The organism is Maritimibacter sp. 55A14 (genome assembly GCF_003122205.1).
GTDB lineage: Bacteria > Pseudomonadota > Alphaproteobacteria > Rhodobacterales > Rhodobacteraceae > QEYE01.
This window is the reverse complement of sequence record NZ_QEYE01000020.1, coordinates 38,042-62,482: the sequence shown is the minus strand read 5'-3', so window position 1 is coordinate 62,482 and position 24,441 is coordinate 38,042. Positions and strand designations below refer to the sequence as shown.

The window sequence follows — 24,441 nt, the reverse complement described above, 5'->3', positions numbered from 1 at the left end:
CGGAAAATAGGGTTCCAGACGCGCCATCTGCGCGTCGCTCAGCCAGTAAAGATCAGACATGTCACCGCTCTGTTTTCAGGCGGTGAATCACGATGCTCGGCTGAAATCAATGGGTCCTGACCCTAGGTCCTTAACTTTTTTGAGCGCTTGGCAATGAAACCACCTTCGAAGACCGCCCAGCAACATAATCCGACCACCGCTCCATGAGCGCCCGGCGCTTGTCGAGAAGGTCAGACCGCGCATAAGCCTGCTCTACCTGCGATCCGATTCGGTGCGACAAACTCATTTCCGCGACCTCGCGCGGAGCATTGGCCACTTCCGCCGCCCAATCTCGGAACGTGGAGCGGAAACCGTGCACCGTAACGCCTTCGATCTTCATACGGCGCAGAAGCATGAGCATCGACATGTTGGAAAGCGGTCTGTGCCGCTTCTGCCCCTCGAACACATACTCCGAGCGCAGCGCCTTCAATGGCTCGATGATCGCCAGCATTTCGTCGGTCAGGGGAATGCGGTGCGCTTCGCCGGTCTTCATGCGCTCCGCCGGGCAGGTCCATAGACGCTCGTCAAAGTCGATCTCTTCCCACCGCATTCCCAAGACCTCGCTGGTGCGCGATCCGGTGAGGCACGTGAACATGAGCGCTTTCGCTGCCATCGCGTTCCGCGCTTTCAGCTCTGCATAGAAGGCTGGTACGTCACGCCAGGACATCGCCCCGTGGCGCTTGGGCTTCGCCTTGATCTTTGGAAGCACACCAGCCGCCTTGATCGCTGTCACCGGGTTCTCGCCCTCGCGGAAGCCTTTCGACCGCGCAACATCGAGAACAACTCTGATCCGCTGCATCAGCCTTCGCGCGGTTTCAGGCTTCTCTGTCCAGATCGGCGACAGGCAGGATAGCACCTCCGGCTGTCCGATGTCCGACACCTGCATGCGGCCGATCTTCGGAAAGGCGTAGTCGCGCAATGTGTTGATCCATTGCTGACCATGCTTTGTGTTCTTCCAGGTCGGAAGCCGGTCAATGTGCACCTGCCGCGCGACTTCCTCGAAGGTCGGGATTTCCTTGGCGGCGTTGAAACGCGGGTTGAGGCCCTGCCTGGCCATGCGGCGATATTCCAGCGCCCGCTCCCGCGCCTCCTGCAAAGTCACGACGTCCGCACCGCCCAATCCGAAATCCGTCCGGAGTGGCTTTCCCTGCCGGTTCCTCTGCCCCTTTACCGTCACCCTGACGATCCAGCGCCGCGCGCCGGACGGATCGACAACCAGATAGAGCCCGTTGCCATCGCCGTGCCGTCCCGGCCCCAGCGATTCAATCGCGCGCTTAGTCAGCTTGCCCGAGATCATTCCTACCACGCTTCATACCACACAACGGATAGGAGTAAACGTAATCGAAGGAAAACGAGAAACAAGAGCAAGTTCCTCAAAAGCCAGTAAAACATGGCCATAACGCCATCCCACATGACGCAGGGGCATGAGCAGCATTTGTAAGATGGCGGAGGAGGTGGGATTCGAACCCACGGTACGCTCTCACGCACGCCGGTTTTCAAGACCGGTGCAATCGACCACTCTGCCACTCCTCCGGCAGGTCTGTGTCTCTAGCCGGGCCGTCGCGATTCTGAAAGCGCGGTTCTCGGACCCCAGGGGCGGCGTTTTCCGCCAACCGGGCGGTACCGCTGCGCCTGAACACTTTCCTTGACCCCACACACAGGCTAGTATGCGCCAAAACAGGGGCTCGGGCAGCGATCCGGGCCGGATCGAGCAGACCGCTTCGGCGGCGTACCGGGATCGGCCCGGCGCAGGACAGGGGACACCCGATGACAGGACTTATGACCCGCAATCCGTTTCTGATTTGCGTGGCAGCGCTGGTTTTGGCCGGCTGCGAAGATTTCAAGTTTCCCGGCGGTGGCGGCGCGGAGAAGCCGGCGGAGGCGCAACCTTCCGAAGCTGGCGCGGTCCAGCAGACGGAACGCGACGTGGAGGCGCCGGAGGTTTTCCATGTGGCCGAGGAAGGGCTCTGGGACGGACGGCCCTCGTTGGGCGGCGTTTGGGTGACGCATCCCGACGTGAAGGAGCCCGAGCGGGTCATGATCCGCAACCCGGCCAACGACAGTTTTGTGATCGGCGCACTCTTCAAGCGCGAGCGCGAGAATCCCGGTCCGCGGCTCATGGTGTCCTCCGACGCGGCTTCGGCACTGGGCATTCTGGCCGGCCAGCCGACACAGCTTGACGTGACGGCCCTGCGGCGTGAGACGGTCGAACTGCCTGCCGAACCCGCAGCTGTGGAAACCGCCAGCGCGACCGAGACCGGAACCGCGGCCACCCCCGAGGTGACGGAGGCCGCGTTGGAGCCGATGGCCGCTGCGGCCGCGGCGATCGACGAGGCCGAGGCCGGCGCCGCAGCCGCGCCGGCGCCCGAAGCCGCCCCGGCGGCCGCACCGCAGGCCGTGTCCTCGCTCTCCGAACCCTATATCCAGATCGGCTTCTTCAGCGTGGAGGAGAACGCCGACACGGCCGCTGCCGCCCTGCGCAAGGACGGGATCGTCCCGACGATCCGCAAGCAGGAGAGCAGCGGCAAGACCTACTGGCGCGTGGTGGTGGGGCCTGCGACCAACCGCGGCGAGCGTTCGGCGCTTTTGTCGAAGATCAAGGCCCTGGGATATTCCGACGCCTATTTCGTGAAGAACTGACGAACGGAGCCGCATGATGGCACGACACCGCCTCCCCCTCCCCGCGCTGCTGGCGGCGGCGCTGGTCTGGGCCGCGTCCGCGCAGGCTTTCGATACCCAGGCGGCGTCGGCCTATGTTCTGGACCACACGACCGGCACGGTGCTTCTGCAAAAGGACGCAACGCGCCCGATCCCGCCGGCATCCATGTCGAAGCTGATGACGCTCAACATGCTTTTCGAGGCCCTGGACGACGGGCGCGTATCGCTGGAGACGGAATTCAGCGTCTCGGCGCGCGCCTCGGCGATGGGCGGCTCCACCATGTTCCTGCGCGAGGGGGAGCGCGTCGCGGTCAAGGACCTGATCCCGGGCATCGTGGTCAACTCCGGCAACGACGCCTGCGTGGTCGTGGCCGAAGGTCTGGCCGGCACCGAGGAAGGCTTCGCACGGCTGATGAACGACCGCGCCACGGCGCTGGGAATGCACAATTCCACCTTCGCCAATGCCTCCGGCTGGCCGCATCCCAACCAGCGTATGAGCGTCGAGGACCTGGCCTTCCTGTCGAGCCGGTTGATCCGCGAGTTTCCGGAGTATTACGGCTATTTCGCGCAGGAGGAGTTTCTCTTCGACGGCCGCGCCCCGGCCAACAAGAACAACCGAAACCCGCTTCTGGGCGTGGGGATCGGCGTCGATGGGCTAAAGACCGGACACACGCAGGAAGCCGGATACGGGCTGGCCGCCTCGGCACGGCAGGGCGACCGGCGGGTGGTCTTCGTGATCTCCGGGCTGCCGGATGCGCAGAGCCGCGCGCAGGAAGGCGAGCGGATCGTGAACTGGGCCTTTCGCCAATTTTCGAAGAAAAAACTTGCCGATGCGGGGCGGGAGCTTGCCCGCGCCCCGGTCTGGATGGGTGAAAAGCGACAGGTGACGCTGGTCACAGACGGCGTGGTGGAGGTGCTGGTGCCCTCCACGGTGCGCGGCGAACTGCAGGCGGAGGTCCGCTTCAACGGACCGATCGAAGCGCCGATCGACAAGGGTCAGAAGCTGGGCGAACTGGTGATCAGCCTGCCCGACCTCGACGATGTGCATGTGCCGCTGGTGGCATCCGAGGCGATCGCAAAGGGTGGCTTCACGACGCGGCTGCGCACCGCCGCGCAGGCCCTTTATGCCCGCTATGTCGTGCCGGCCCTGACGGGCGGCTGATGGCTGAGCGCGGCCGTTTCGTCACTTTCGAGGGCATCGACGGCTCCGGAAAGTCCACGCAAGCGCGCCGCCTGGCCGACACGCTGCGCGCGGCCGGGGGCGAAGTGGTGCTGACGCGCGAGCCCGGCGGCTCCCCCGGCGCCGAGGAGATCCGGCGGCTGCTGGTCGAGGGGCCGCCCGAGCGCTGGTCGGCGGAAACCGAGATACTGCTCTTCACCGCCGCGCGGCGCGACCATCTGGAAAAGACCGTCCTGCCCGCGCTCGCCCGCGGCGCGACCGTGATCAGCGACCGTTTTGCCGATTCCACCCGCGTCTACCAGGGCGCGGCGCGCGGCGAGCTGCGCGGCCTCGTGGACGCGCTCCACGCACAGGTGATCGGACACGAACCCGACCTGACCTTCATCCTCGACATGGACCCGGACGCCTCGTTGGCGCGCGGTCTGGCCCGGCAGAGCGGCGAGGACCGGTTCGAGGAATTCGGCGCCGGGTTCCAGGCCCGGCTGCGCGACGGGTTCCGCGCGCTTGCAAGTGAATTTCCCGGCCGCTGCCGCCTGATCGACGCGGCGCGCCCGGAGGCCGAGATCGCCGCCGAGATCGCGAAACTCTGCGGCGCGGAGGCGCCATGAGCGACGATGCCCCACGCCCCGAACCCGATGCGGTGGCCGGCGCCCCGCATCCGCGCCACACGATGCGGCTCGTCGGGCAGGACCGTGCCGAAGCCGCCTTCCTGAACACGTATGCCGGCGGGCGGCTGCATCACGCCTGGCTGCTGACCGGCCCGCGCGGCGTGGGCAAGGCGACGCTGGCCTGGAGGATCGCGCGTTTCCTGCTGACCGACCCCGGCGGTGTGGCGGAGGGCGGCGGGCTCTTCGGCGAGGCGCCCCCTGCCCCGGCGAGCCTCGACGTGCCGGCCGATCATCCCGTGCTGCGCCGCATGGCCGGGCTGGCCGAGCCGCATCTTTTCCTGCTGCGCCGCGGCTGGGACGAGAAGGCCAAGCCGCCCCGGCTCAAGACCGTCATCACCGTGGACGAGGTGCGCCGGCTCAAGGGGTTCTTCGGGCTCAGTTCCGCCGATGGCGGGCGGCGTGTGGTCATCATCGACGCCGCCGACGAGATGAACACCTCGGCTGCCAATGCGCTCCTGAAGCTCCTGGAGGAACCGCCTGAGGGCGCGGTGCTGCTGCTGGTCAGCCACCGGCCCTCGGGGCTCCTTCCCACGATCCGGTCGCGCTGCCGGGAACTGCGGCTGGACACGCTGGGACCGGAAGACATGGCCGCCGCGATGAGCGCCGCCGGGATCGAGCCCGACGGCGACCCTGCGGCGCTGGCCGAGCTTTCCGGCGGATCGGTGGGCGAGGCGATCCGCCTGGCCGAGATGGACGGGCTCGCGCTCTATACCGCGCTGGTCACGCTCATCGCCCATGCACCGGGCATCGACCGGCCGGCGGCGCTGGCGCTGGCCGAGAGTTGCGCGGGGCGCGAGGCCGAACCCCGTTTCGATCTGATGCTGCGACTGGCGGGGCTGCTTCTGCACCGGCTGGCACGCAGCGGCGTGACCGGGCCGCCCGCGGTGGAGGCCGCGCCGGGCGAGGCCGCGATGCTGGCGCGCCTGGCCCCCGACCCGGCCGCCGGACGGCGCTGGGCGGAGCTTGCCGAGACGCTTCAGGGCCGGGCCCGCCACGGCCGGGCCGTCAACCTTGACCCTGCCAGCCTGATCCTGGATATGTTGCTCCAGATGGATCAGATGGCGGCCGGCCGCGCCGCCTGAAAAGGCAGCCCCGCATGACCGACGCACCGCTCATCACCGATAGCCATTGCCATATCGACTTCCCCGATTTCGAGGGGGATCTGGACGGTGTCGTGGCGCGCGCGCGCGATGCGGGCGTGCACCGGATGGTGACGATCTGCACCCGACTGCGCAACGAGCCCGCTGTGCGCGCCATCGCCGAGGCCCATGTGCCGGTCTTCTACGCCGCCGGCACCCATCCGATGAGCGCCGCGGACGAGCCCATGGCCAGCGTCGAGGAGTTGGAACGCCTGGCCCGCCACCCGAAATTCGTCGGCATCGGTGAGACCGGGCTCGACTACCATTACACCGCCGAGACCAAAGCGCGGCAGCAGGAAAGCCTGACCATCCATATCGAGGCCGCGCGGCGCACCGGTTTGCCGCTCATCATCCATGCCCGCGATGCGGATGAGGACATGGCCCGCATCCTCACCGAGGAGCACCGCGCCGGCGCCTTCGGCTGCGTCATGCACTGCTTTTCGTCGGGTGCCGCCCTGGCCGAGGCCGCTCTCGATCTGGGGTTCTACCTGTCCATGTCGGGTATCGCGGCCTTCCCGAGATCCGACGCGCTGCGGGCGATCTTCGCGGCCGCACCCGCCGATCGTATCCTGGTGGAGACGGACGCGCCCTATCTCGCCCCGCCGCCGCATCGCGGCAAGCGCAATGAGCCCGCCTACACCGCCTTCACCGCCCGCAAGGGGGCCGATGTCTTCGGCATGGACTACGCCGATTTCGCCGCGCAGACCGAGGCCAATTTCGAACGACTCTTCACCAAGGCGGTGCTGCCGCCGCAGGCCGCGTGATGGATCGGCTGCGCTTTACCATACTGGGCTGCGGCTCGTCGGGCGGGGTGCCCCGGCTGGGCAACAACTGGGGCGCCTGCGATCCCGCCAACCCGCGCAACACGCGGCGGCGCTGCGCCCTGCTGGTCGAACGCCTGGGCCGGGACGGCACGACGCGGGTGCTGATCGACACCGGGCCCGACATGCGCGCGCAGCTTCTCGATGCCGGGGTCGGCAACCTGGACGCCGTGGTCTACACCCATTCCCATGCCGATCATGTGCACGGGCTCGACGATCTGCGGATGATCGTCTTCAACCGGCGCTCAAAGCTGCCGGTCTGGGCGGACGGACCCACGCAGGAGGCGCTGCTCTCGCGCTTCGGCTATGCCTTCGTACAACCCGAGGGCAGCGCCTATCCCCCGATCCTCGATCTGCACACAATCGCCGGGCCGGTGCATATCGACGGCGCGGGCGGCACGGTCACGCTGACCCCGTTCGAGGTGGAGCATGGCGCAATGGACGCGCTGGGATTCCGGATTGCGGACCTGGCCTACCTGCCCGATGTCTCGGCCATGACCGAGCCGGCCTGGAAGGCGGTGAAGGGGCTCGATTGCTGGATCCTCGACGCGCTGCGCCGCACCCCGCATCCGACCCATGTGCATCTCGACCTGTCGCTGGAATGGATCGCGCGCGCGGCGCCGCGCCGCGCGGTGCTCACCAACATGCATATCGACCTCGACTATGCCACGGTCGATGCCGAAACGCCCGATCACATCACCCCCGCCCATGACGGGATGGTGATCGAATACGAGATCTGAGGCGCGTGCAGGCCCTCATCGAAGTCACCCTGCCCGTCTTCCTGGTCATCGGTTTCGGCTACCTCGCCGTCTGGCGCGGCTATTTCACCGATGCCGGCGTGGACGGGTTGATGAAATTCACCCAGGGCTTCGCGATTCCCTGCCTGCTCTTCCGCGCGATCTCCACGCTCGATCTGTCGGCGAGCCTGGATATCGGGCTGCTCACGTCCTTCTACGCGGGTTCGGCGAGCTGTTTCGTGCTTGGGCTGACCGGCGCGCGGTTCATCTTCGGGCGCGCGCCCGAAGATGCGGTCGCCATCGGCTTTGCCGCGCTCTTCGCCAACACGGTGCTGCTCGGCCTGCCGATCATGGAGCGCGCCTATGGCATCGCGGCGCTGGAGCCCGCCTTCGCCATCATCGCCTTCCACGCGGCCTTCTGCTACGGGCTGGGGATCACGACGATGGAAATTACCCGCAGCCGGGGAGGCGGCTGGAGCAGTACTGCCCGCGCCGTTGGCCGCGCGATGTTCCGCAACGCGCTGATGATCGGCATCGGACTGGGCTTTGTCGTAAACCTTTCCGGCATCGGACTGCCCGGCGCGCTGGTCGAGGCGATCGACCTGATGATCCGCGCCGCCCTCCCGGCCGCTCTCTTCGGACTGGGCGGGGTGCTGGTGCGCTACCGCCCTGAGGGCGACCTGCGCGAGATATCCTGGGTCATCTTCCTGTCGCTGCTGGTCCATCCCGGCGTGGCTTGGCTCCTTGCCACACAGGTCTTCGCCCTGCCGCTGGAGCAGTTGCGCGCCGCCGTCGTGATCGCCGCGATGGCACCCGGCGTGAACACCTATGTCTTCGCCAGCATCTACGGGCGCGGCATGCGCGTCGCCGCCAGTTCGGTGCTGGCCGGTACGCTGATCTCCATCCTCAGCGTCACCGCCTGGCTGGCGATCCTGCCCTGAGAATGCGGAAACGCCCCCGGCCTTGCGGCGGGGGCGTTTCGGGATTGCAGCGGTGCGGCGCGGTCAGGCCGGGCTCATGCCCCGCAGACGCTCGGACCGGCGGCGCAGCATTTCGACCACGGTCAGAAGGCAGATCGAGATCGCCACCAGGATCGCGGCCACCGCCAGGATCGTCGGGCTAATCTGCTCGCGCAGGCCGGTGAACATCTGCCAGGGCAGCGTCTTCTGCCCCGCCGAGCCCACGAAGAGCACGACCACCACCTCGTCAAAGGAGGTGATGAAGGCGAAGAGCCCGCCGGAGATCACGCCGGGCAGGATGAGCGGCATCTGGATGCGGAAGAAGGTGGTCACCGGATCGGCGCCCATATTGGCCGCGGCCCGCGTGAGCGACCGGTCAAAGCCCACCAGCGTCGCCGTCACCGTGATGATGACGAAGGGGATGCCCAGCGCCGCGTGTGCCAGCACCACGCCCCAATAGGTGCCCTGCAAGCCGATGCGGGAATAGAAGAAATACATCCCCGCCGCCGAGATGATCAGCGGCACGATCATCGGCGAGATCAGGATCGCCATGATCGGACGGCGGAACGGCACATGTTCCTGGCTGAGGCCGATCGCGGCGAGGGTCCCGAAGCTCACCGACAGAAGCGTCGCCAGCGGCGCGATCTTCACCGAGTTGGCCAGCGCCTGCTGCCAGTCGGGGTTGGAGAAGAAGTCGCGGTAGTGCCTCAGCGAATAGCCTTCCGGGTCCAGCGCCAGCATCTTCGGCGTGAAGGTGAAGAACATCTCGGCATTGAAGCTGAGCGGCAGGATCGTGACGATCGGCGCGATCAGAAAGAAGAAGATCAGGCCGCAGATGAACAGGTATGTATTGTGCCAGAGCACCTGCGGCGCGGTGTAATAGATCGGAACCGTGTTGCGATAGTCGCCGGTGCTGAGCCAATATGTGATCCAGCCCATCACCCCGCCTATAGCGGCGCCGGCGACGATCCCGGGCAGCCCGCCGACCAACAGGCCGATCACCGCGAACAGGGCCACCGCCGCCCAGCGCCCGGCGCGCCGGCTGGGCATGAAACTGACCAGGGCATAGGCCAGCGCAGCGCCCACCACGGCGCCTATGACCAGCCCCGGCGAGGGCGAGTCCATGGCCGAGCCGGTCAGCAGGCCGAAAAGCGCGCCTGCGCCGGTCACGATGGGCAGGACAAAGCGCGTCAGGCTGGGCTTCGGGGTGCTTGGAAGGTCGATGCTGCTCATCTTGATTACCCCAGTTTCACGTTGTCGATGCCCACGATCTTGTCATAGGCCCAGTAAAGGATCAGCACTGCCGCCAGCAGGATCGAGCCCAGCGCCGCCGCCAGACCCCAATTCAGCGAACTGGAGATGTGATAGGCGATCCGGTTGGAGATGAACGTCCCCGTTGTGCCGCCAACGAGCTCCGGCGTGATGTAGTAGCCGATGGACAGGATGAAGACGAGGATGCTGCCCGCGCCGATCCCCGGCACCGATTGCGGGAAGTAGACCCGCCAGAAGGCGGTCCAGTTCGTCGCTCCCAGGCTCTTGGCCGCGCGCAGATAGCTGGGCGGGATGGTTTGCATGACCGAATAGAGCGGCAGGATCATGAAGGGCAGCAGGATGTGGGTCATCGCCACGATCGTGCCGAACTGGTTGTTGATCATCACCAGCCGGTTCGCATCGTCTACGATCCCGCTCCATACCAGGATGTCGTTGATCACACCTTGTTGCTGCAATAGCACCTTCCAGGCCGAGGTTCGCACCAGCAGCGAGGTCCAGAACGGCAGCAGCACCAGGATCAGCAGCAGGTTGGACGTCCGCACCGGCAGGTTGGCCAGAAGCCAGGCGATCGGATAGCCCAGCAGGATGCAGCTGAACATGATGGTCAGCGACATGAAGATCGTGCGCTTGAAGAGCAGGATGTAGATCTGCTGGTCCTCGTCGCGGGGCGAGATGCCGTCCGCCGAAAGCTCCAGGTCCACTGAGTTCAGGAAATAACCCGGCGTGTAGGACGCTGAATAGGTCTTGATCGTCTCCCAGACGCCCTGGCTGGCCCAGTCCTCATCGACATCGAGGAAGGCGGATTTGAACCCGCCGGCCGGCAGTTGGTCCGCCGCCGCGGCCGCGGCGCGCAGCGCGTCCGCGCCCGGCCCTTCATAGACCTGCACCGCGTCGCGGGTCTCGGCATTCGCCAGATCGACACCAAGCGCGGCATAGACGGCCTCCCAGGGGTCCTCCTCGGCGACCACGTCCCCGTCCGCGAGCGCCGTGAAGATCGCGAAGTCGGTGTAGGCTTCGGCGGTCTTGGGAAGCAGCGCCGAGATCTCGGCCGCGGGTGCGAAACCGATATCGCCAGAGGCCAGATCGGCGATCAGCCGGTTCATGGTGCCCAGCCGCTCCGACATCAGCGCCGTGTCCGGCTCACCGCCACCGGCGGTCATCATGTCGTACCAGAACCCGGCTTCCTTGAAGCGCGGATCCACATCCTCGAACACGTCCTGATAGGCCTCGCCGATATCGTCGCTGCGCCGGCCCGTGGTGCGGAAGAGTGACGAGATGCCGGTCTCCTCGTAATTGAGGCGCGTGCCCAGCTTGGTGTGTTCCTTGGCCTCCGCGGCCACGAAAAGGTCGAAATAGAGCGCCTGGTAGACCTTTTCGCCCGGTTCTTCCTGGCCGTCCCAATCGTCCAGCGCGATCACGGTGCGCGGCAGGGTGTTGGAGACGATCTGGTTTTCCACCGACCGGAAGAGCATGTCCGCGATCGGCGCGATGAAGGTGAGGAGGATGAAGAACAGAAGCGGTGCGATCAGCATGAGCGCGCGCATCTTTTCGCGCCGGAGCGCCTTGCGCAGGCTGCGCTTAAGCGGCGTGCCATCGGCGGCCAGCATCGGGCCGGCAGTGCTTGCGTCGCTCATGGAAGTGCTTGCGTCGCTCATGTTGTCCCCGTCGGTCTTGTTATCGTTTTGGTCGGAAAGGTCATAACGAATGTCTTGGGGTGAGAGGGCCCGTCAGGGCCCCCTCCGTCATGTCGCGCGGGCAATCAGCCCTTGGCCAGCCACGCCTGGAATTTCGCATCCAGATCGTCGCGGTAATCCGCCCACCATTCGTAGTTGTAGAGGAAGGTGTTCTGGGCGTTGTCCGGATCGGTCGGCATGTGCGGGGCCATGTCGATGCCCAGTTCCGCATGCTCACCGACGAGCGGCGCCGAGGACTGACGGGCCGGGCCGTAGGAGATGTAAGCCGCCTGATCGGCCAGACGCTGGGTGTCGGTCGCGAACTTCACGAAGTCCTTGACGCGGGCCAGACGGTCGGCCGGAAGACCGGCGGGAATGATCCAGCCGTCCAGGTCGAACACCTGCGCGTCCCACAGCATCGCAACCGGCTGGTCCTGCTCCTCGATCACCGAGAAGAGACGGCCGTTATAGGTCGAGCCCATGACGACCTCGCCATCGGCCAGAAGCTGCGGCGTGTCGGCGCCGGCCGACCACCAGATCACCTGATCCTTTATGGTGTCGAGCTTGGCGAAAGCCTGGTTCTGGCCTTCCTCGGTCTCCAGCACGTCATAGATGTCTTCCTTGGCGACACCGGAGCACAGCAGCGCCCATTCCATGTTGTTGATCGGGCGCTTCTCCAGGCTGCGCTTACCCGGATAGGCTTCCAGGTCGAACACGTCGCAGATGTCATCCGGCGGTGTGTCGCCGACCATGTCGGTGCGGTAGCCGAAGGTGGTCGAATAGACGATCTGCGGGATGAAGCAGTCCGACACGATCAGGTCGCCGAAATCCTCGGAGGCCGGTGTGCCGTCCGGCGCCGGGGCCAGAAGCTCGTCCGGATCGTATTCCATCGCCAGGCCCTCGTCGCAGAGGCGCATGGCGTCGGAGGCCACGACATCCACGAGATCCCAGGTCACGTTGCCGGCTTCGTTCATCGCGCGCAGCTTGGCCACGGCCTCGTTGGAGCTTTCGTCCCAGACCACTTCGAGGCCGGGATGCATCTCCTTGTAGGGCTCGGCATAGGCGTTCCTCTGGCTCGCCTGATAGGCGCCGCCCCAGGAGACCAGCGTCATGCTGTCGGCCATTTCCTGTGCGAAGGTGGCACTGGCGGTGACCGCAAGCGCGCTCGTCGCCAGAAGGGTTGTCATACGTCTCATCTAATACTCCCTAAGTCATCCCGTTTTGGGTATCGGGGTTCCGTGTCACGGGTGAAACAACCGGAACCTCAGGCTCACCGCACCGCAAGGGTGCGAATTCGCGGATGCCTCACGCTCACGCATCGAGTGCGCGGCAATCCTCAGGCATCCAGCCGATCTCGATCATCTCGCCGGGCTGCAGGCGGCGCTGATCGGGGGCGTTGCGGGTCTTGATGATGAAATCGTCCAAGCCCGCCACCTTGAGCTTGGTGCGGAATATGTCGCCCATATAGATGAACTCGACCACCTCCGCCTTGAGCGTGTGCGCGTCCGCGTGCAGCCGGTCCTTGTTGAATTCCACACGCTCCGGACGGATCGAGACGCGGGTCCGCTCGCCCGGTTTCGAGACGTTGATCGGCTTGGTGTCGATCAGATCGCCGCTGTCGAGCTGGACCACCGCAACGCCGTTCTCGACCGACTGGATGGTGCCCAGCATCGTGTTGTTCTCGCCGATGAACTGCGCCACGAAGCTGTTCTCGGGCTCCTCGTAGAGCTTGTCGGGCGCCGCGAGCTGCTGGATGCGGCCATCGTCGAACACCGCCACGTTGTCGGACATGGTCAGCGCTTCGGTCTGGTCGTGGGTGACGTAGACCGTGGTGATGCCCAGCTCATGCGCCAGGTTGGTGATCTCGAACTGCATGTGTTCGCGAAGCTGCTTGTCGAGCGCGCCAAGCGGCTCGTCCATCAGCACCAGTTCGGGCTCGAAGACCAGCGCGCGGGCCAGCGCCACACGTTGCTGCTGGCCGCCCGAAAGCTGTGCGGGGCGGCGGCCCCCGAAGGTTTCCATCTGCACCATGCCCAGCGCGCGCGTGACCTTCTCCTCGCGCTCGGACTTGCCGATCTTGCGCACTTCCAGCGGAAAGGACAGGTTCTCGGCGATCGTCATGTGCGGGAAGAGCGCGTAGTTCTGGAACACCATGCCGATGCCGCGCTTGTGCGGCGGGATGTTGTTGATTGGCTTGCCGCCGAGAAGGATGTCGCCATGCGTGGCCGTCTCGAACCCGGCCAACATCATCAGGCATGTCGTCTTGCCCGATCCCGATGGCCCCAGCATCGTCAGGAACTCGCCCCGTCCGACACTCAGATTGAGGTCTTTGACCACCAGTGTTTCGCCGTCGTAACTCTTCTGGACGCGGTCGAAGACCACGAATCCGTTCTCAGACGCATTCGTCAAGCAAACATCCCCTCTGTTGTTTCAAGCCACTTGCGCGGCATGGTTTTCGCGGGTTCTAGGCCCGATTCCGTCGAAACGGTAGCATGGTTTTCCCCAAGATCAACGTGTAACTTGCTGAGCTTAGCATCAGGCGCGAAAAACGGCGATTCTGCGGGTTTGGGGGGCATCCTCTGAACTTCAAGTGGCTTTGCGCAGGGCTCGCTCGCCCCTGACGGGAGCGCCCGGCGCGCTCCGGTTGCGCATCTCGTTCGCCGCCCGATCACGCCGCGCCCAGTTCCTCCATCACCTCGTCGGAAATCTCGAAATTCGCAGTGACCGTCTGCACGTCGTCGTCGTCTTCCAGCGCGTCGATGAGCTTCATGAGTTTCTGCGCGCCCTCCAGGTCAAGCTCGGTCGTGGTGGTGGGCTTCCAGACCAGCCTGGTCGAGTCGCTCTCGCCCAGATCGGCCTCCAGCGCGGTGGACACGTCGTTGAGATCGGTATCCGCGCACCAGATCACATGGCCGTCCTCGCCGCTCTCGACATCCTCGGCCCCGGCCTCGATCGCCGCCATCATGACGGTATCGGCATCGCCGGCCTCCGGCCCGTAGGTGATCTGTCCCTTGCGATCGAACATGAAGGCGACCGAGCCGGTCTCGCCCAGGTTCCCGCCGTTCTTGGTAAAGGTCGAACGGACGTTGGAGGCGGTCCGGTTGCGGTTGTCGGTCATCGCCTCGACGATCACCGCCACGCCGCCGGGGCCATAGCCTTCATAGCGGATCTCGTCATAGGTCTCGGCATCGCCGCCCTGGGATTTCTTGATCGCCCTCTCGATGACGTCCTTGGGCACCGAGTTCGTCTTGGCGTCCTTGACGGCAAGGCGAAGGCGCGGGTTCTTCTCGGGATCCGGGTCGCCCATCTTGGCGGCCACGGTGATTTCCTTGGACAGTTTCGAGAACAGCTTTGACCGCGCGGCATCCTGACGCCCCTTGCGGTGCTGGATATTCGCCCATTTGGAATGGCCTGCCATCCGTGACTCCACGTGTTGAATTCATGATCGCGCCTGTCTTACCGTGCCGTGGCGGGAAATTCCAAGGGGTTTCGCGCCAGGATCGCGTCCGCGCCGGAACGGCGGCCGCGGCGCCGCTTCCCCGCCCGCCGCTTTTCCGCTGGCCCTCGCCCCTCCGGCTTCCTAGGCTCTGGCCATGACGAACGACCAGATCATCCTCTTCGTTCTCTTCGGCGCGGTCTTCGGGCTGTTGCTCTGGGGCCGCTGGCGCTACGACCTCGTGGCCTTCGCGGCGCTGCTTTCAGGCGTGGTCGCGGGTGTGGTGCCCGCCGACCGCGCCTTCGAGGGCTTCGGCCATCCCGCGACGATCATCGTGGCGCTGGTGCTCGTGGTCTCCGCCGGGCTGGCACGGTCGGGCGCGGTGCATCTGATCACCCGTACGATGGTGGACAGCAGCCGCAGCCTGGGCGGACATATCGCGATCATGGGCGGCGTGGGCGCGGTACTTTCGGGCTTCATGAACAATGTCGCGGCGCTGGCGCTGCTGATGCCTGTGGACATCCAGACCGCCCGCAAGGCCAAACGAAACGTCGGGCTCAGCCTGATGCCGCTCTCCTTCGCGACCATCCTGGGCGGCATGGTCACGCTGATCGGCACGCCGCCCAACATCATCGTCGCCTCGATCCGCGAGGATGCGCTGGGCGCTTCCTTCGCGATGTTCGACTTCGCGCCGGTGGGCGCGGTCACGGCGCTGGCGGGGCTGGTTTTCGTGGCGCTGCTGGGCTGGCGGCTAATCCCGCAGCGCGAGAGCGAGAGCGCGGGCGAGTCGCTGCTGGAGACAGCGCGCTACGTCGCCGAGCTGACGGTGCCCGAGGATTCCGGGATCATCGGCAGCAAGGTCTATGAACTCTATGCCGAGGCCGAGGGCGCGGATGTCGCGATCATTGGGCTGATCCGCGACGGCAAGCGCCGCTACGGCACCTCGCGCAACACCGCGATCCGGGCCGGCGACGCGCTGGTCCTGGACGGACGCCCCGACGCGCTGGACGAGTTCCGCACGACGCTCTCGCTCAACTTCTCCGACGCCTCCCGGCAGGAGAAACTGGACGCCGCCGGCGAGGGGCTGGAACTGCTGGAAGTCGTGGTCCCCGAACAGGCACGCATCGCCGGCAAGACGGCGCAATCCATCGGCCTGTCCTGGCGGCGCTCCACCATCCTGATGGGCATTTCCCGCCACGGCCGCAAGATCACCAAGCAGGTGCGCAAGACCGTAATCCAGCCCGGCGACATCCTGCTGCTTCTGACCCCGGCGGAGGCCGAGGAGGACGTGACGCACTGGCTGGGTTGCCTGCCGTTGGCGCATCGCGGCCTGGCGGTCACGCAGGACAGCATGACCTGGGTCGCCATCGGCATTTTCGCCGCCGCGGTGGCCGCGGCCAGTTTCGGGCTGATCTACCTGCCGGTGGCGCTGGGGATCGTGGTCGCGCTTTACACGCTCACGCGGATCATTCCGCTCTCGGAGGTCTACACCCATGTGGAATGGCCGGTGGTGGTGCTTCTGGGCTCGATGATCCCGCTGGGAACGGCGCTGGACGAGGCCGGCGGCACGGCCCTGATCGCCGGCGCGCTGACCGATCTGGCAGGCGGGTTGCCGGCCTGGGCGGTGCTGGCGCTGCTGATGGCGGTGACGATGACGCTCTCGGATGTGCTCAACAACACCGCCACCGCGATCGTCGCCGCCCCGGTCGCCATTCAGATGGCCGACAACCTGGGGGCCGATCCCGACCCGTTCCTGATGGCCGTGGCAGTGGCCGCGAGTTGTGCCTTCCTTACCCCGATCGGGCACAAGAACAACACGCTGATCCTGGGCCCGGGCGGCTACAATTTCGCCGATTACTGGCGGATGGGCCTGCCGCTGGAGATTCTGGTCGTCGCCGTATCGGTCCCCGCGATCCTGGTCTTCTGGCCGCTCTGAGCGCCCGGTCCCGCCGGCGCGAGATCGCCGAAACCGGCGCCGCCGCCTTGCGAAACGCGCGGCTCTGGCCTACGTCAGTCGGGTCACAAGGTTGGAGGGCTGTGATGACTGAAATCAGGCAAGCCGGTATCGGCCCGCTCGCGGCGCTGCTTCTGATCCTGTCGGCAGGCTTTTTGTGGGCGCAGAAGGCGCAGGACTGGATACCGGCGGAAATCTCGCTGCCCGAGGACATGGAAGTGCTGACCGACCGGGCCATCGGCTCCTCCGCGCGGATCTTCTCCTTCGCCACCGGTCAGGACGTCGGCGCGCTTCTGGAAGGCTGGCGCACGGCGCTCATGGGCGCAGGCTACGAGGTCAAGAACCAGCCCGAGGCGGTGGAAATGCAGCAGATCGAGTTTTCCGGCCCCGGCATCGGCAACGCCAAGATCTCGGTCTCGCCCAGCCCGGAAGACGAACGCAGTGTGCTGCAATTCGACGCCTCGCTGAAATAACCCCGCGTTCCCGCCCCGTCACAAAGGCCAGAAGACCGGCACCAGCAGGCTCGCCAGAAGGCCCATCGACAGGTTGAGCGGCACCCCGATCTTCAGGAAATCCGTGAACCGGTAGCCACCGGGACCGTAGACCAGCGTGTTGGTCTGATAGCCGATGGGGGTGGCGAAGCTTGTCGAGGCGGCCAGCATCACCGCCACGACCAATGCACGCGGCTCGACGCCCAGCGCATGCGCCAGGCCGATGGCAAGCGGCGTCAGCACCACGGCCACGGCGTTGTTGGTCACCAGTTCCGTCAGCACCGAAGTTAGCAGATAGACCGCCCATATCAGCAGGAAGGGCGGCAGGCCCAACAGATGCGGGCTGACCGCGTCCACGATCATCCGCAGCGCGCCCGAGGCCTCCAGCCCCGCGCCGACCGCGAGCATGGCGAAGATCAGCACCATCAGCCGCCCGTCCACGACCGAAAACGCCTCCTCCGCGTCGATGCAGCGCGTCAGCAGCAACGCCGCCACCGCGACCACCGCGAGATAGAGGATCGGCGCCGCGTCGAAGGCGGCCAGCCCGACGATGGCGGCCAGCGCGCCCACCACCAGCGGCGCATGGCTGCGCCGGTAGGCGCGCGCCGCGGGCTGGGAGATGTCCACCATCTCCATGTCCGCGGAAAGGCGGCGGATATCCTCGGGCGTGCCTTCCAGGAGCAGCGTGTCCCCCACCCGCACCACCAGGTCGTCGAGCTGGCGACCGATATTCTGGTTCCGCCGATGCACCGCCAGCGGATAGACGCCATAGCGCCGCCGCAGCCGCAGCGAACCCAGCGAACGGCCGATCATCCGGCAGCCCGGCGAGATCAGCGCCTCGACCGTCGTGGTCTGCACCGAGGAGAGCTTGTCGACCATGCGCAGCTGCTTGGACTGTTGCAGGCCCAGAAGTTCCGACATTTCGGTGCGCAGCACCACGCGGTCGCCCGCCTCCAGGGTGACGGCGGCGAGGTCGCGCCGCAACGAGGCATCGCCGCGCAGCACGTCGATCAGCCGCACGCCGTCGCGCTTGAAGAGATCCACGTCACGCACGGGCTGGTCAATCAGTTCCGACCCCTCGGGCACCGCCACCTCGGTGAAGAATTTCATCCGGCTGCGGTCCGATAGCAGATCGGCCATGGAATCGCGCGCGGGCAGCAGGCGGCGGCCGATGACCCGCAGATAGATCAGCCCCCAGGCCACCAGGACCAGCGCCAGCGGCGTGACTTCGAAGATCGAGAACGCCTCCAGCCCCTGTTCGCGCGCCACACCGTCCACCAGCAGGTTGGTCGAGGTGCCGATCAACGTCGTCATGCCGCCCAGGATCGCCGCATAACTCAGCGGGATCAGCAGCTTGGAGACCGGAAGCCCCAGCCGGCTGGCCAGCCGCACGAAGACGGGGATCATCATAACCACGACCGGCGTGTTGTTCATGAAGGCCGAGGCCACGACCACGAAGCCCAGAAGAATGCCCAGCCCCATCGCCGGGTTCCTCTCGGTCATGGTCTGGGTCATCGCGGTGAAACTGTCGAGCGCGCCGGTTCGCGTCATCGCCCCCATCACGATGAACATCATCGCGATGGTCCAGGGTGCGGGGTTGGCAAAGACCGAGAGCGCGGCGTCAAAGGGCAGAATGCCGGTCAGCAGCATCACGACCGCGCCCGCCATCGCCACGACTTCGACCGGGTAGACCTCGCGCAGGAACATCGCGAACATGCCCAGCACGATCAGGATCGCGATTACCGGATGGGCCATCCCCATCCCCGGCATCGCCGCCAGAAAATCCGCCATCGGGTCACACCCCCTGCCTGTCGGCGCCATCCTTACCGACGGCAACGGGGGCCGCAAGCGCCTCTTTGGGCAGCGGTTGCACGAGCCGGAGCCCGGCGCGCACCACCCCGATCACGAGCGGCCGCTGGATGGTGCCGAGATGCAGATAGCCACCCGCGCCAGCGATCCTGGCCAGCAGCACGGTTACGCCCGAGCCCGCGCCCAACGCCGTCAGGAGCGGGACCGGCGCAAGCCGCGCGCTCACACGCCGGCCTCCTGCAGCCGGCCACCCTGCCGGACCATCTCGATGCGGGTTGCGCGCCCCGTCCGGTCGTCGGTTTCCACATAGACGCCCGAAAGCGTGGCCTCGCCCATTGCAGGCGTGAAGCGTTCGCGCCCCATCCCGGTGATGAAGCGGCGCAGCGGCTCGGCCTTGTCCATGCCGATGACCGAATTGTAGTCGCCGCACATCCCCGCATCGGTCAGGTAACCGGTGCCGCCCGGCAGGATCTGCGCATCGCTGGTCGGTACGTGGGTATGGGTGCCCACGACCAAGCTCGCCCGCCCGTCGCACCAGTGGCCCATTGCCATCTTCTCCGACGTGGCCTCGCAATGGATGTCCACCAGCGCCGCCTGGACAGCACCGCCCGGCGGGTGCGCCTTGAGCACCGGCTCCAGCGCCGAGAACGGATCGTCGAAGGGCCGCTTCATGAAGACCCGGCCCAGCGCCTGCGCCACCAGCACCTTGCGCCCGCCGGTGGCGGCGTATACCCGCGCGCCCTTGCCCGGCGCGCCCTTGGCGAAGTTGAGCGGGCGCAGGATGCGTGGCTCCTCCTCGACGAAGCGCAGCATGTCCTTCTGGTCGAAGGCGTGATCGCCCAGCGTCACGCAATCGGCCCCGGCCTCCAGCAGCAGTTTCGCATGGGCCGGCGAAAGCCCCGCCCCGCCGGTTGCGTTCTCGCCGTTGACCACGACGAAATCCAGCCGCCAGTCGCGCCGCAGTTGCGGCAGGTTCCCGGTGACGGCCGCGCGCCCCGCGCGCCCCATCACATCGCCAAGAAAGAGTATCCTCATACGGTCTTCCCTATGCGCTCGGGCAGCGGCGGGCAAGCGCGGTGGCGCATCAGAAGCGGATCACGCCGTCCTCCGTCACCACCGCGTCGAGCCGCTCATCGGTGGGCTCAGTCGGCACCGCCGCGGTTTCCTGCGCGCCATAGGCGAAACCGACCGCCAGCGTGGCGCGCACCGCGCGCAGCCGCTCCAGCGTGCGGTCGTAGAAGCCGCCGCCATAGCCCAGGCGAAAGCCGCGCCGGTCGAAGGCCAGCATCGGCACGATCAGCGCCTCTGGCTCCAGCCAGTCGCCAGTCTCCGGCACCACCGCCCCGAACGGGCCGTCCACCAACGCGGAACCCGGTGTCCACTCGCGGAAGGCCAGCGGGAGCCCCTCCCCCACGATCACCGGCACGCAGAGCCTGCGGCCCTCCGCGGCCAGCTCCGCCATCACCGGCAGCGGGTCGATCTCGGTCCGGATTTTCATGTAGCCGGCGATCACCTGCGCCGGGTGCCTACGCAGCAGGGCCAGCAGGTTTTCCCGTGCGGCCGCGTCCAGCCCCGTTCCATGAGCGGGTTTTCGCCGGGCATAGGCGGCCTTGCGGGCCATCTGCTTGTCAGTCGCCACCTCGTCCATCGCATCCTCCCTTTGGCGCAGCCCTGCACCCTGCTACACTGCCGGCAACAGCTTCGCCACTTCGGCCCGGACATTTGCCATGCAAAACCGACATTTCACCGTCAGGCTGGACCATCTCGCCGTGACGGCGCCCGATCTGGCCGCGGGGCTCGCGCATTGCCATTCGGGGCTTGGGCTACTGCTGCCGCAGGGCGGCGCGCATCCCGCGATGGCCACCCACAACCACCTGATGGCGCTGGGCGACGCGGAATATCTGGAGGTGATCGCGCCGGACCCCGCCGCCCCGCCGCCGGGCCGGGCGCGCTGGTTCGCGCTGGACCAGCGACGGCCGGCGCGGCTGGCGACCTGGGTCGTGCGGGTGGGCGACCTGGACGCCGCGATCGCCGCAGCGCCGCTCGACCTGGGGCGCGCGATCGAGATGTCGCGCGACGACCTGCGCTGGCGCATCGCGGTCCGCGACGATGGCAGCCTGCCGATGGACGGCGCCTTCCCGACGCTGATCGAATGGCCCGATATCGACCACCCCGCCGGCATGATGGTCGATCTCCATGCAAGGCTCAGGCAACTCCAGATCGAGACGCCGCAGGCCCCGGTCCTGTCCAACTGGCTGATGCAGAACATGGACGACCGGCGTATCCAGGTACGCCAGGCCCCGCTCTTTCGGCTGACCGCGCAGATCACCGTGCCCGGCGGGCAGCGCGAGTTGCGCTGAGCCTTAGCGCTCGGGCGTATGCCACTTGGCCGGCGGCACCTCGCGGCGCCGCAGGCGCAGCGCGAGACCCAGCGCCACCCCCACCCCGATCGCGACGGTCAGGTCGGTCAGCACCGTCAGCACCAGCGTGACCAGCAGCAGAAGCCTGTCGGAGACGCGTTCGGCCATGTAGCTCCGCCACTTGTGCGGTTCGCTCATGTTCCAGGCAGTCACCATCAGCAGCCCGGCCAGCGCCGGCATCGCCATGCGGCCCGCGAGCGGGGCGGCCGCCATCATCACGGCAAGGATCGCCACCGCATGCACCATCCCCGCAACCGGCGTGCGCCCGCCAGCGCGCACATTGGTGGCGGTACGCGCGATGGCGCCGGTGGCCGGCAGCCCCCCGAAGAGGCTCGATCCGATATTGGCCGCGCCCTGGGCCAGCACCTCGGCATTGGGGCGGTAGGCACCGCCGATCATCCGGTCGGCCACCATCGCCGAGAGAAGCGACTCGACGCCCGCCAGAAAGGCGATCACCAGCGCCGAGGGCAACAGTTCCAGCACCCGGTCCAGCGAAAGGACGGGCAGCGCCGGCCACGGCAGCCGGTCAGGCAGCGCGCCGAAGCGGCTGGCGATCGTATCCACCGGCAGCGCCAGCAGCGCCACCGCGGCGGAGCCCAGCGCGACGGCCAGGATCAGCCCCGGCAGCCGTGGTGCGGCGCGGCGCAGAGCCACGATCAGCAGTATCGTGGCCAGACCCACGGCAAGCGCCGGAACATTCAGCGTGCCGCGCGCATGCCAGAGCGCGGGAAGCGTCTCCAGGAAGTCGGCGGGCTGCGCGGCAAACTTCAGGCCGGCCAGATCCTTGATCTGGCTGGCACCAATGATGATCGCGATCCCGATGGTGAAGCCGTTGACCACTGCCTCCGGTACGTGCCGCACCAGGTTGCCCAGCCGCAACGCCCCGGCGGCCAGCAGCAGCAGGCCGGCCATGAAGGTCGCCAGCACCAGACCGTCATAGCCATGTTCGGCGATCACCCCGAAGACGACCACAATGAAAGCGCCGGTCGGGCCGCCGATCTGCACCCGGCTGCCACCCAGCGCCGAGATCAGGAAGCCCGCCACGATTGCGGTGACGAGCCCGGTCTGGGGCGGCGCACCCGAGGCGATGGCGATGGCCAGACTCAGCGGAAGGGCAACCATCGCGACGGTCAGCCCGGCCAGCAGGTCGGCCAGGAAGAGGGGGCGCGAGTAGGTGCGGATCGTGGTTAAAATCTTGGGGCGCATTGCAGGCGTGTCTTACAGGCTTTGCGCGCACCGGACACAGGATCCCACGACAGGCGAACGCCGCCCGGCGCGGTCGGAGCGGCCGGGCGGCGCGCGGTTTCGTTTATCACTCGGTGCGGCGGGCCCACCACGACCGTGGAGGTGACGAATTCCCGAGAGCCTGTATACACAGGTGGGCGCCAGGTAACGAGGCCACGGCCCCGACAGAGCCAGCTCCCTCGGAAAGGATTAAGGCCACTGGAATTGGACCTTTCACGGGAAGGGCAGAACCCGCCATTGCCACAGCTATGCCGCTCCGGGCGCGCTGGCAAGTGTCGTGACGCCGCGGCCGGTCACAAATCTGCGCCCTTGCGCCTGTTCACTGAATGTTCCAGATTGCCACCATGTCCGATCCCTCGCAGCCCGGTCAGCTTCTGGCCCGCGGTACCTGCCGCCATCTGCGCAGCCTCGATTTCCAGGGGCTGGAGGAGTTCTGTCCCGCGCCGGGGCTTCGCGTCGATGTGATGGCGTTGGGACCGAAAGGCGAGATCTGGGTGATCGAGTGCAAGTCCTCGCGCGCGGACTACCTGTCGGACGCCAAGTGGCAGGGCTATCTGGAATTCTGCGACCGGTTTTTCTGGGCGGTCGATGCGGAGTTTCCGCAGACGCTCCTGCCTCCGGAGACCGGGCTGATCCTGGCCGATCCCTATGATGCCGAGATCCTGCGCATGGGACCGGAGAGCCGCCTGCCGGGCGCCCGGCGCAGCGCGCTCATCCGGAAATTCGCGCGCGACGCGGCGCACAGGCTACGACGCTTCACGGACCCGAAACCGGGTCAGGCGGTCTGAGGCGCGGGCGCTACTTCGCCAGCTTGCGGGCGCTGGCTGCCGCGGCGCGCAGTTCCTCGGCGATCTCCTCGGCCTCATCGGGGTCGAAATCGAGCGGCAATTCCAGCCCCTCGGCCTCCACATAGAGGCGCACCATCCCCAGCGTGGTCGGGCCGATCTGCAGATTCGCGGCGATATCGCTCTCTTTGTCGATGCCCATGATTGCGCCTCCTGTTCCAGCCCGTCCGGTACAGCGAATATCGCCCGGATTCAAGCGCCACGGAGCGCCCGAAACGCTTGCATTCCGGCGCGCCGGACGCTACATCGCCTTCCACGTGCCGCCTTAGCTCAGTTGGTTAGAGCGCTGGATTGTGGATCCAGAGGTCCCCCGTTCAAGCCGGGGAGGCGGTACCACCTCCACTTCCCGAAATTCGACGTCCGGCGACGGCGCCCGGCCGCCTGGCCCGGACGTGAAAAGGCCCGCCACCGGGGCGGGCCTTTGACCGTTCGTAAGCGTCAACACGCTGTCAGTGTTCGTCGCCCATATCCACCGTGGGATCGAAACTGCCGTCATTGTTGACGCCGGGACAGGTCGGGCAGGCCATCTGGCTGACGAAACGCGGCCGCGTGGCGAACTTGATGTCCCAGGTCTGGTTGCCGAATTCCGGCGTCTTCCAGTAGCCCAGATCGAAGCCGAGATTGAAGATCGGCTCGTAGGTGATGAAGGTTTCGGTCAACAGCACGATGTCGTCGTCGCTCATCGCCGGGATCTCTTCGGGTTGCATGTCGACCACCTGCTGCTGGGTCAGCGGATCGTTGCCGTCCGACGCATAGGACCACAGCACGAAATAATTCGGCGCCTTTTGCTTGTTATAGGTCACCAGCGAGACGCGCAGCCAGGGGTCGCCCGGCGTGGTGTCGAGCGCGTTGAGCGCGGTGTCGAGCCCGTCGATGAATTCCGGCGTCATCGCCTGGCGGTGGCGCGCAATGATGTCGCTGACCGTATAGCTGGCCTTCAGCGACTGACCATAGTTTTTCTGCGCGTCGAACCAAGTGTAAAGGGCCATGTAGAAAAAGGCCAGAACCGGCATCATGAGCGCGGCTTCCACGGCCATGATGCCGCGTGTCTCAAATGCGAACCAGCGCAGATATGTCAGGGATTTTCGATACATG

Annotated in this window: 24 protein-coding genes and 2 tRNA genes; 12 read left to right on the top strand and 14 right to left on the bottom strand. The window is 66.5% G+C overall.

Going from position 1 to position 24,441, the window contains the following annotated elements; genetic code table 11:
• Positions 1-130: 130 nt before the first annotated feature.
• Positions 131-1,336, bottom strand: a complete 1,206-nt coding sequence (locus DDZ14_RS15440; protein ID WP_109425874.1) for a site-specific integrase — start codon at positions 1,334-1,336, stop codon at positions 131-133.
• Positions 1,337-1,482: 146 nt separating this feature from the next.
• Positions 1,483-1,572: transfer RNA gene (locus tag DDZ14_RS15435), tRNA-Ser, on the bottom strand.
• Positions 1,573-1,806: 234 nt separating this feature from the next.
• Between DDZ14_RS15435 and DDZ14_RS15430 the strand changes: the two genes are divergently transcribed.
• From DDZ14_RS15430 to DDZ14_RS15400, 7 genes are read left to right on the top strand one after another with little or no spacing between them, the layout of a single operon-like run.
• Positions 1,807-2,679 (top strand): SPOR domain-containing protein, encoded by an 873-nt coding sequence (locus tag DDZ14_RS15430; protein WP_109425873.1) that lies wholly within the window; start codon positions 1,807-1,809, stop codon positions 2,677-2,679.
• Positions 2,680-2,695: 16 nt separating this feature from the next.
• A complete protein-coding gene (locus DDZ14_RS15425) occupies positions 2,696-3,859 on the top strand; it encodes a D-alanyl-D-alanine carboxypeptidase family protein (protein WP_109425881.1) in 1,164 nt (387 codons plus the stop codon).
• On the top strand, positions 3,859-4,485 hold the full coding sequence (gene tmk, locus DDZ14_RS15420; protein ID WP_109425872.1) for a dTMP kinase: 627 nt from the start codon (positions 3,859-3,861) through the stop codon (positions 4,483-4,485). Before DDZ14_RS15425 ends, tmk begins: the two co-directional genes overlap by 1 nt.
• Positions 4,482-5,627: a DNA polymerase III subunit delta' gene (locus DDZ14_RS15415; RefSeq protein ID WP_109425871.1), complete on the top strand. Its 1,146-nt coding sequence runs from the start codon at positions 4,482-4,484 to the stop codon at positions 5,625-5,627. The genes tmk and DDZ14_RS15415 overlap by 4 nt, the downstream gene beginning before the upstream one ends.
• A gap of 14 nt (positions 5,628-5,641) precedes the next feature.
• Positions 5,642-6,448, top strand: coding sequence for a TatD family hydrolase (locus tag DDZ14_RS15410; RefSeq protein WP_109425870.1), 807 nt, complete (start codon positions 5,642-5,644; stop codon positions 6,446-6,448).
• Positions 6,448-7,245, top strand: a complete 798-nt coding sequence (locus DDZ14_RS15405) for an MBL fold metallo-hydrolase (RefSeq protein WP_109425869.1) — start codon at positions 6,448-6,450, stop codon at positions 7,243-7,245. Before DDZ14_RS15410 ends, DDZ14_RS15405 begins: the two co-directional genes overlap by 1 nt.
• A 5-nt stretch (positions 7,246-7,250) precedes the next feature.
• Positions 7,251-8,183 (top strand): AEC family transporter, encoded by a 933-nt coding sequence (locus tag DDZ14_RS15400; RefSeq protein WP_109425868.1) that lies wholly within the window; start codon positions 7,251-7,253, stop codon positions 8,181-8,183.
• 63 nt (positions 8,184-8,246) lie between these two features.
• Here DDZ14_RS15400 and DDZ14_RS15395 read toward each other — a convergent pair whose 3' ends face one another.
• From DDZ14_RS15395 to DDZ14_RS15375, 5 genes are all read right to left on the bottom strand, one after another.
• Complete coding sequence (locus DDZ14_RS15395) at positions 8,247-9,434, bottom strand: ABC transporter permease (protein WP_109425867.1); 1,188 nt, start codon at positions 9,432-9,434, stop codon at positions 8,247-8,249.
• Positions 9,435-9,439: 5 nt separating this feature from the next.
• Positions 9,440-11,128 carry an ABC transporter permease gene (locus tag DDZ14_RS15390; RefSeq protein ID WP_199221357.1) on the bottom strand — a complete coding sequence of 563 codons (1,689 nt, stop codon included), beginning with the start codon at positions 11,126-11,128 and terminating at the stop codon, positions 9,440-9,442.
• Between the two features lie 104 nt (positions 11,129-11,232).
• The gene (locus tag DDZ14_RS15385; protein ID WP_109425865.1) at positions 11,233-12,342 is read right to left on the bottom strand and encodes an extracellular solute-binding protein; all 1,110 of its coding nucleotides are present in this window, start codon (positions 12,340-12,342) and stop codon (positions 11,233-11,235) included.
• A 115-nt stretch (positions 12,343-12,457) separates the two neighbouring features.
• Positions 12,458-13,555 (bottom strand): ABC transporter ATP-binding protein, encoded by a 1,098-nt coding sequence (locus DDZ14_RS15380; protein WP_109425864.1) that lies wholly within the window; start codon positions 13,553-13,555, stop codon positions 12,458-12,460.
• A 259-nt stretch (positions 13,556-13,814) separates the two neighbouring features.
• Positions 13,815-14,564 carry a YebC/PmpR family DNA-binding transcriptional regulator gene (locus DDZ14_RS15375; protein ID WP_109425863.1) on the bottom strand — a complete coding sequence of 250 codons (750 nt, stop codon included), beginning with the start codon at positions 14,562-14,564 and terminating at the stop codon, positions 13,815-13,817.
• Positions 14,565-14,739: 175 nt separating this feature from the next.
• Between DDZ14_RS15375 and DDZ14_RS15370 the strand changes: the two genes are divergently transcribed.
• Positions 14,740-16,518, top strand: a complete 1,779-nt coding sequence (locus DDZ14_RS15370; protein WP_109425862.1) for an SLC13 family permease — start codon at positions 14,740-14,742, stop codon at positions 16,516-16,518.
• Between the two features lie 104 nt (positions 16,519-16,622).
• Complete coding sequence (locus tag DDZ14_RS15365; protein WP_109425861.1) at positions 16,623-17,009, top strand: hypothetical protein; 387 nt, start codon at positions 16,623-16,625, stop codon at positions 17,007-17,009.
• An 18-nt stretch (positions 17,010-17,027) separates the two neighbouring features.
• On the opposite strand, the gene DDZ14_RS15360 is transcribed toward DDZ14_RS15365, so the two are convergent.
• The 4 genes from DDZ14_RS15360 to DDZ14_RS15345 are packed head-to-tail and all read right to left on the bottom strand — an operon-like array spanning position 17,028 to position 20,484.
• Positions 17,028-18,818 (bottom strand): SLC13 family permease, encoded by a 1,791-nt coding sequence (locus DDZ14_RS15360; RefSeq protein WP_233252607.1) that lies wholly within the window; start codon positions 18,816-18,818, stop codon positions 17,028-17,030.
• 4 nt (positions 18,819-18,822) lie between these two features.
• Positions 18,823-19,062 (bottom strand): hypothetical protein, encoded by a 240-nt coding sequence (locus DDZ14_RS15355; RefSeq protein WP_109425860.1) that lies wholly within the window; start codon positions 19,060-19,062, stop codon positions 18,823-18,825.
• Complete coding sequence (locus tag DDZ14_RS15350) at positions 19,059-19,871, bottom strand: TIGR00282 family metallophosphoesterase (RefSeq protein WP_109425859.1); 813 nt, start codon at positions 19,869-19,871, stop codon at positions 19,059-19,061. Before DDZ14_RS15350 ends, DDZ14_RS15355 begins: the two co-directional genes overlap by 4 nt.
• Positions 19,872-19,920: 49 nt before the next feature.
• Positions 19,921-20,484 (bottom strand): 5-formyltetrahydrofolate cyclo-ligase, encoded by a 564-nt coding sequence (locus DDZ14_RS15345; protein ID WP_109425858.1) that lies wholly within the window; start codon positions 20,482-20,484, stop codon positions 19,921-19,923.
• A 79-nt stretch (positions 20,485-20,563) separates the two neighbouring features.
• On the opposite strand from DDZ14_RS15345, the gene DDZ14_RS15340 reads away from it, so the two are divergent.
• On the top strand, positions 20,564-21,196 hold the full coding sequence (locus DDZ14_RS15340; RefSeq protein ID WP_109425857.1) for a VOC family protein: 633 nt from the start codon (positions 20,564-20,566) through the stop codon (positions 21,194-21,196).
• A 3-nt stretch (positions 21,197-21,199) separates the two neighbouring features.
• Here DDZ14_RS15340 and DDZ14_RS15335 read toward each other — a convergent pair whose 3' ends face one another.
• Positions 21,200-22,462 (bottom strand): SulP family inorganic anion transporter, encoded by a 1,263-nt coding sequence (locus tag DDZ14_RS15335; RefSeq protein ID WP_109425856.1) that lies wholly within the window; start codon positions 22,460-22,462, stop codon positions 21,200-21,202.
• Between the two features lie 383 nt (positions 22,463-22,845).
• Here DDZ14_RS15335 and DDZ14_RS15330 point away from each other — a divergent pair, with 383 nt between their 5' ends.
• Positions 22,846-23,289, top strand: coding sequence for an MmcB family DNA repair protein (locus DDZ14_RS15330; protein WP_109425879.1), 444 nt, complete (start codon positions 22,846-22,848; stop codon positions 23,287-23,289).
• Positions 23,290-23,299: 10 nt separating this feature from the next.
• On the opposite strand, the gene DDZ14_RS15325 is transcribed toward DDZ14_RS15330, so the two are convergent.
• Positions 23,300-23,488: a DUF6324 family protein gene (locus tag DDZ14_RS15325; protein ID WP_109425855.1), complete on the bottom strand. Its 189-nt coding sequence runs from the start codon at positions 23,486-23,488 to the stop codon at positions 23,300-23,302.
• A gap of 117 nt (positions 23,489-23,605) precedes the next feature.
• On the opposite strand from DDZ14_RS15325, the gene DDZ14_RS15320 reads away from it, so the two are divergent.
• A tRNA-His gene (locus tag DDZ14_RS15320) sits at positions 23,606-23,682 on the top strand.
• A 113-nt stretch (positions 23,683-23,795) separates the two neighbouring features.
• Here the strand turns inward: DDZ14_RS15320 and DDZ14_RS15315 are convergent.
• Entirely contained in the window at positions 23,796-24,440 is a 645-nt protein-coding gene (locus DDZ14_RS15315) for a hypothetical protein (RefSeq protein WP_109425854.1), read from the bottom strand.
• Between the last annotated feature and the right edge of the window lies 1 nt (position 24,441).

Coding starts and splice junctions, on each gene's coding strand:
- DDZ14_RS15335 (WP_109425856.1), bottom strand. CDS start 22,462: ATGCGCCCCAAGATTTTAACCACGATCCGCACCTACTCGCGCCCCCTC.
- DDZ14_RS15325 (WP_109425855.1), bottom strand. CDS start 23,488: ATGGGCATCGACAAAGAGAGCGATATCGCCGCGAATCTGCAGATCGGC.
- DDZ14_RS15405 (WP_109425869.1), top strand. CDS start 6,448: ATGGATCGGCTGCGCTTTACCATACTGGGCTGCGGCTCGTCGGGCGGG.
- DDZ14_RS15370 (WP_109425862.1), top strand. CDS start 14,740: ATGACGAACGACCAGATCATCCTCTTCGTTCTCTTCGGCGCGGTCTTC.
- DDZ14_RS15365 (WP_109425861.1), top strand. CDS start 16,623: ATGACTGAAATCAGGCAAGCCGGTATCGGCCCGCTCGCGGCGCTGCTT.
- DDZ14_RS15385 (WP_109425865.1), bottom strand. CDS start 12,342: ATGAGACGTATGACAACCCTTCTGGCGACGAGCGCGCTTGCGGTCACC.
- DDZ14_RS15390 (WP_199221357.1), bottom strand. CDS start 11,128: ATGAGCGACGCAAGCACTTCCATGAGCGACGCAAGCACTGCCGGCCCG.
- DDZ14_RS15340 (WP_109425857.1), top strand. CDS start 20,564: ATGCAAAACCGACATTTCACCGTCAGGCTGGACCATCTCGCCGTGACG.
- tmk (WP_109425872.1), top strand. CDS start 3,859: ATGGCTGAGCGCGGCCGTTTCGTCACTTTCGAGGGCATCGACGGCTCC.
- DDZ14_RS15360 (WP_233252607.1), bottom strand. CDS start 18,818: ATGGCGGATTTTCTGGCGGCGATGCCGGGGATGGGGATGGCCCATCCG.
- DDZ14_RS15440 (WP_109425874.1), bottom strand. CDS start 1,336: ATGATCTCGGGCAAGCTGACTAAGCGCGCGATTGAATCGCTGGGGCCG.
- DDZ14_RS15425 (WP_109425881.1), top strand. CDS start 2,696: ATGGCACGACACCGCCTCCCCCTCCCCGCGCTGCTGGCGGCGGCGCTG.
- DDZ14_RS15330 (WP_109425879.1), top strand. CDS start 22,846: ATGTCCGATCCCTCGCAGCCCGGTCAGCTTCTGGCCCGCGGTACCTGC.
- DDZ14_RS15345 (WP_109425858.1), bottom strand. CDS start 20,484: ATGGACGAGGTGGCGACTGACAAGCAGATGGCCCGCAAGGCCGCCTAT.
- DDZ14_RS15375 (WP_109425863.1), bottom strand. CDS start 14,564: ATGGCAGGCCATTCCAAATGGGCGAATATCCAGCACCGCAAGGGGCGT.
- DDZ14_RS15395 (WP_109425867.1), bottom strand. CDS start 9,434: ATGAGCAGCATCGACCTTCCAAGCACCCCGAAGCCCAGCCTGACGCGC.
- DDZ14_RS15415 (WP_109425871.1), top strand. CDS start 4,482: ATGAGCGACGATGCCCCACGCCCCGAACCCGATGCGGTGGCCGGCGCC.
- DDZ14_RS15315 (WP_109425854.1), bottom strand. CDS start 24,440: ATGTATCGAAAATCCCTGACATATCTGCGCTGGTTCGCATTTGAGACA.
- DDZ14_RS15430 (WP_109425873.1), top strand. CDS start 1,807: ATGACAGGACTTATGACCCGCAATCCGTTTCTGATTTGCGTGGCAGCG.
- DDZ14_RS15410 (WP_109425870.1), top strand. CDS start 5,642: ATGACCGACGCACCGCTCATCACCGATAGCCATTGCCATATCGACTTC.
- DDZ14_RS15350 (WP_109425859.1), bottom strand. CDS start 19,871: ATGAGGATACTCTTTCTTGGCGATGTGATGGGGCGCGCGGGGCGCGCG.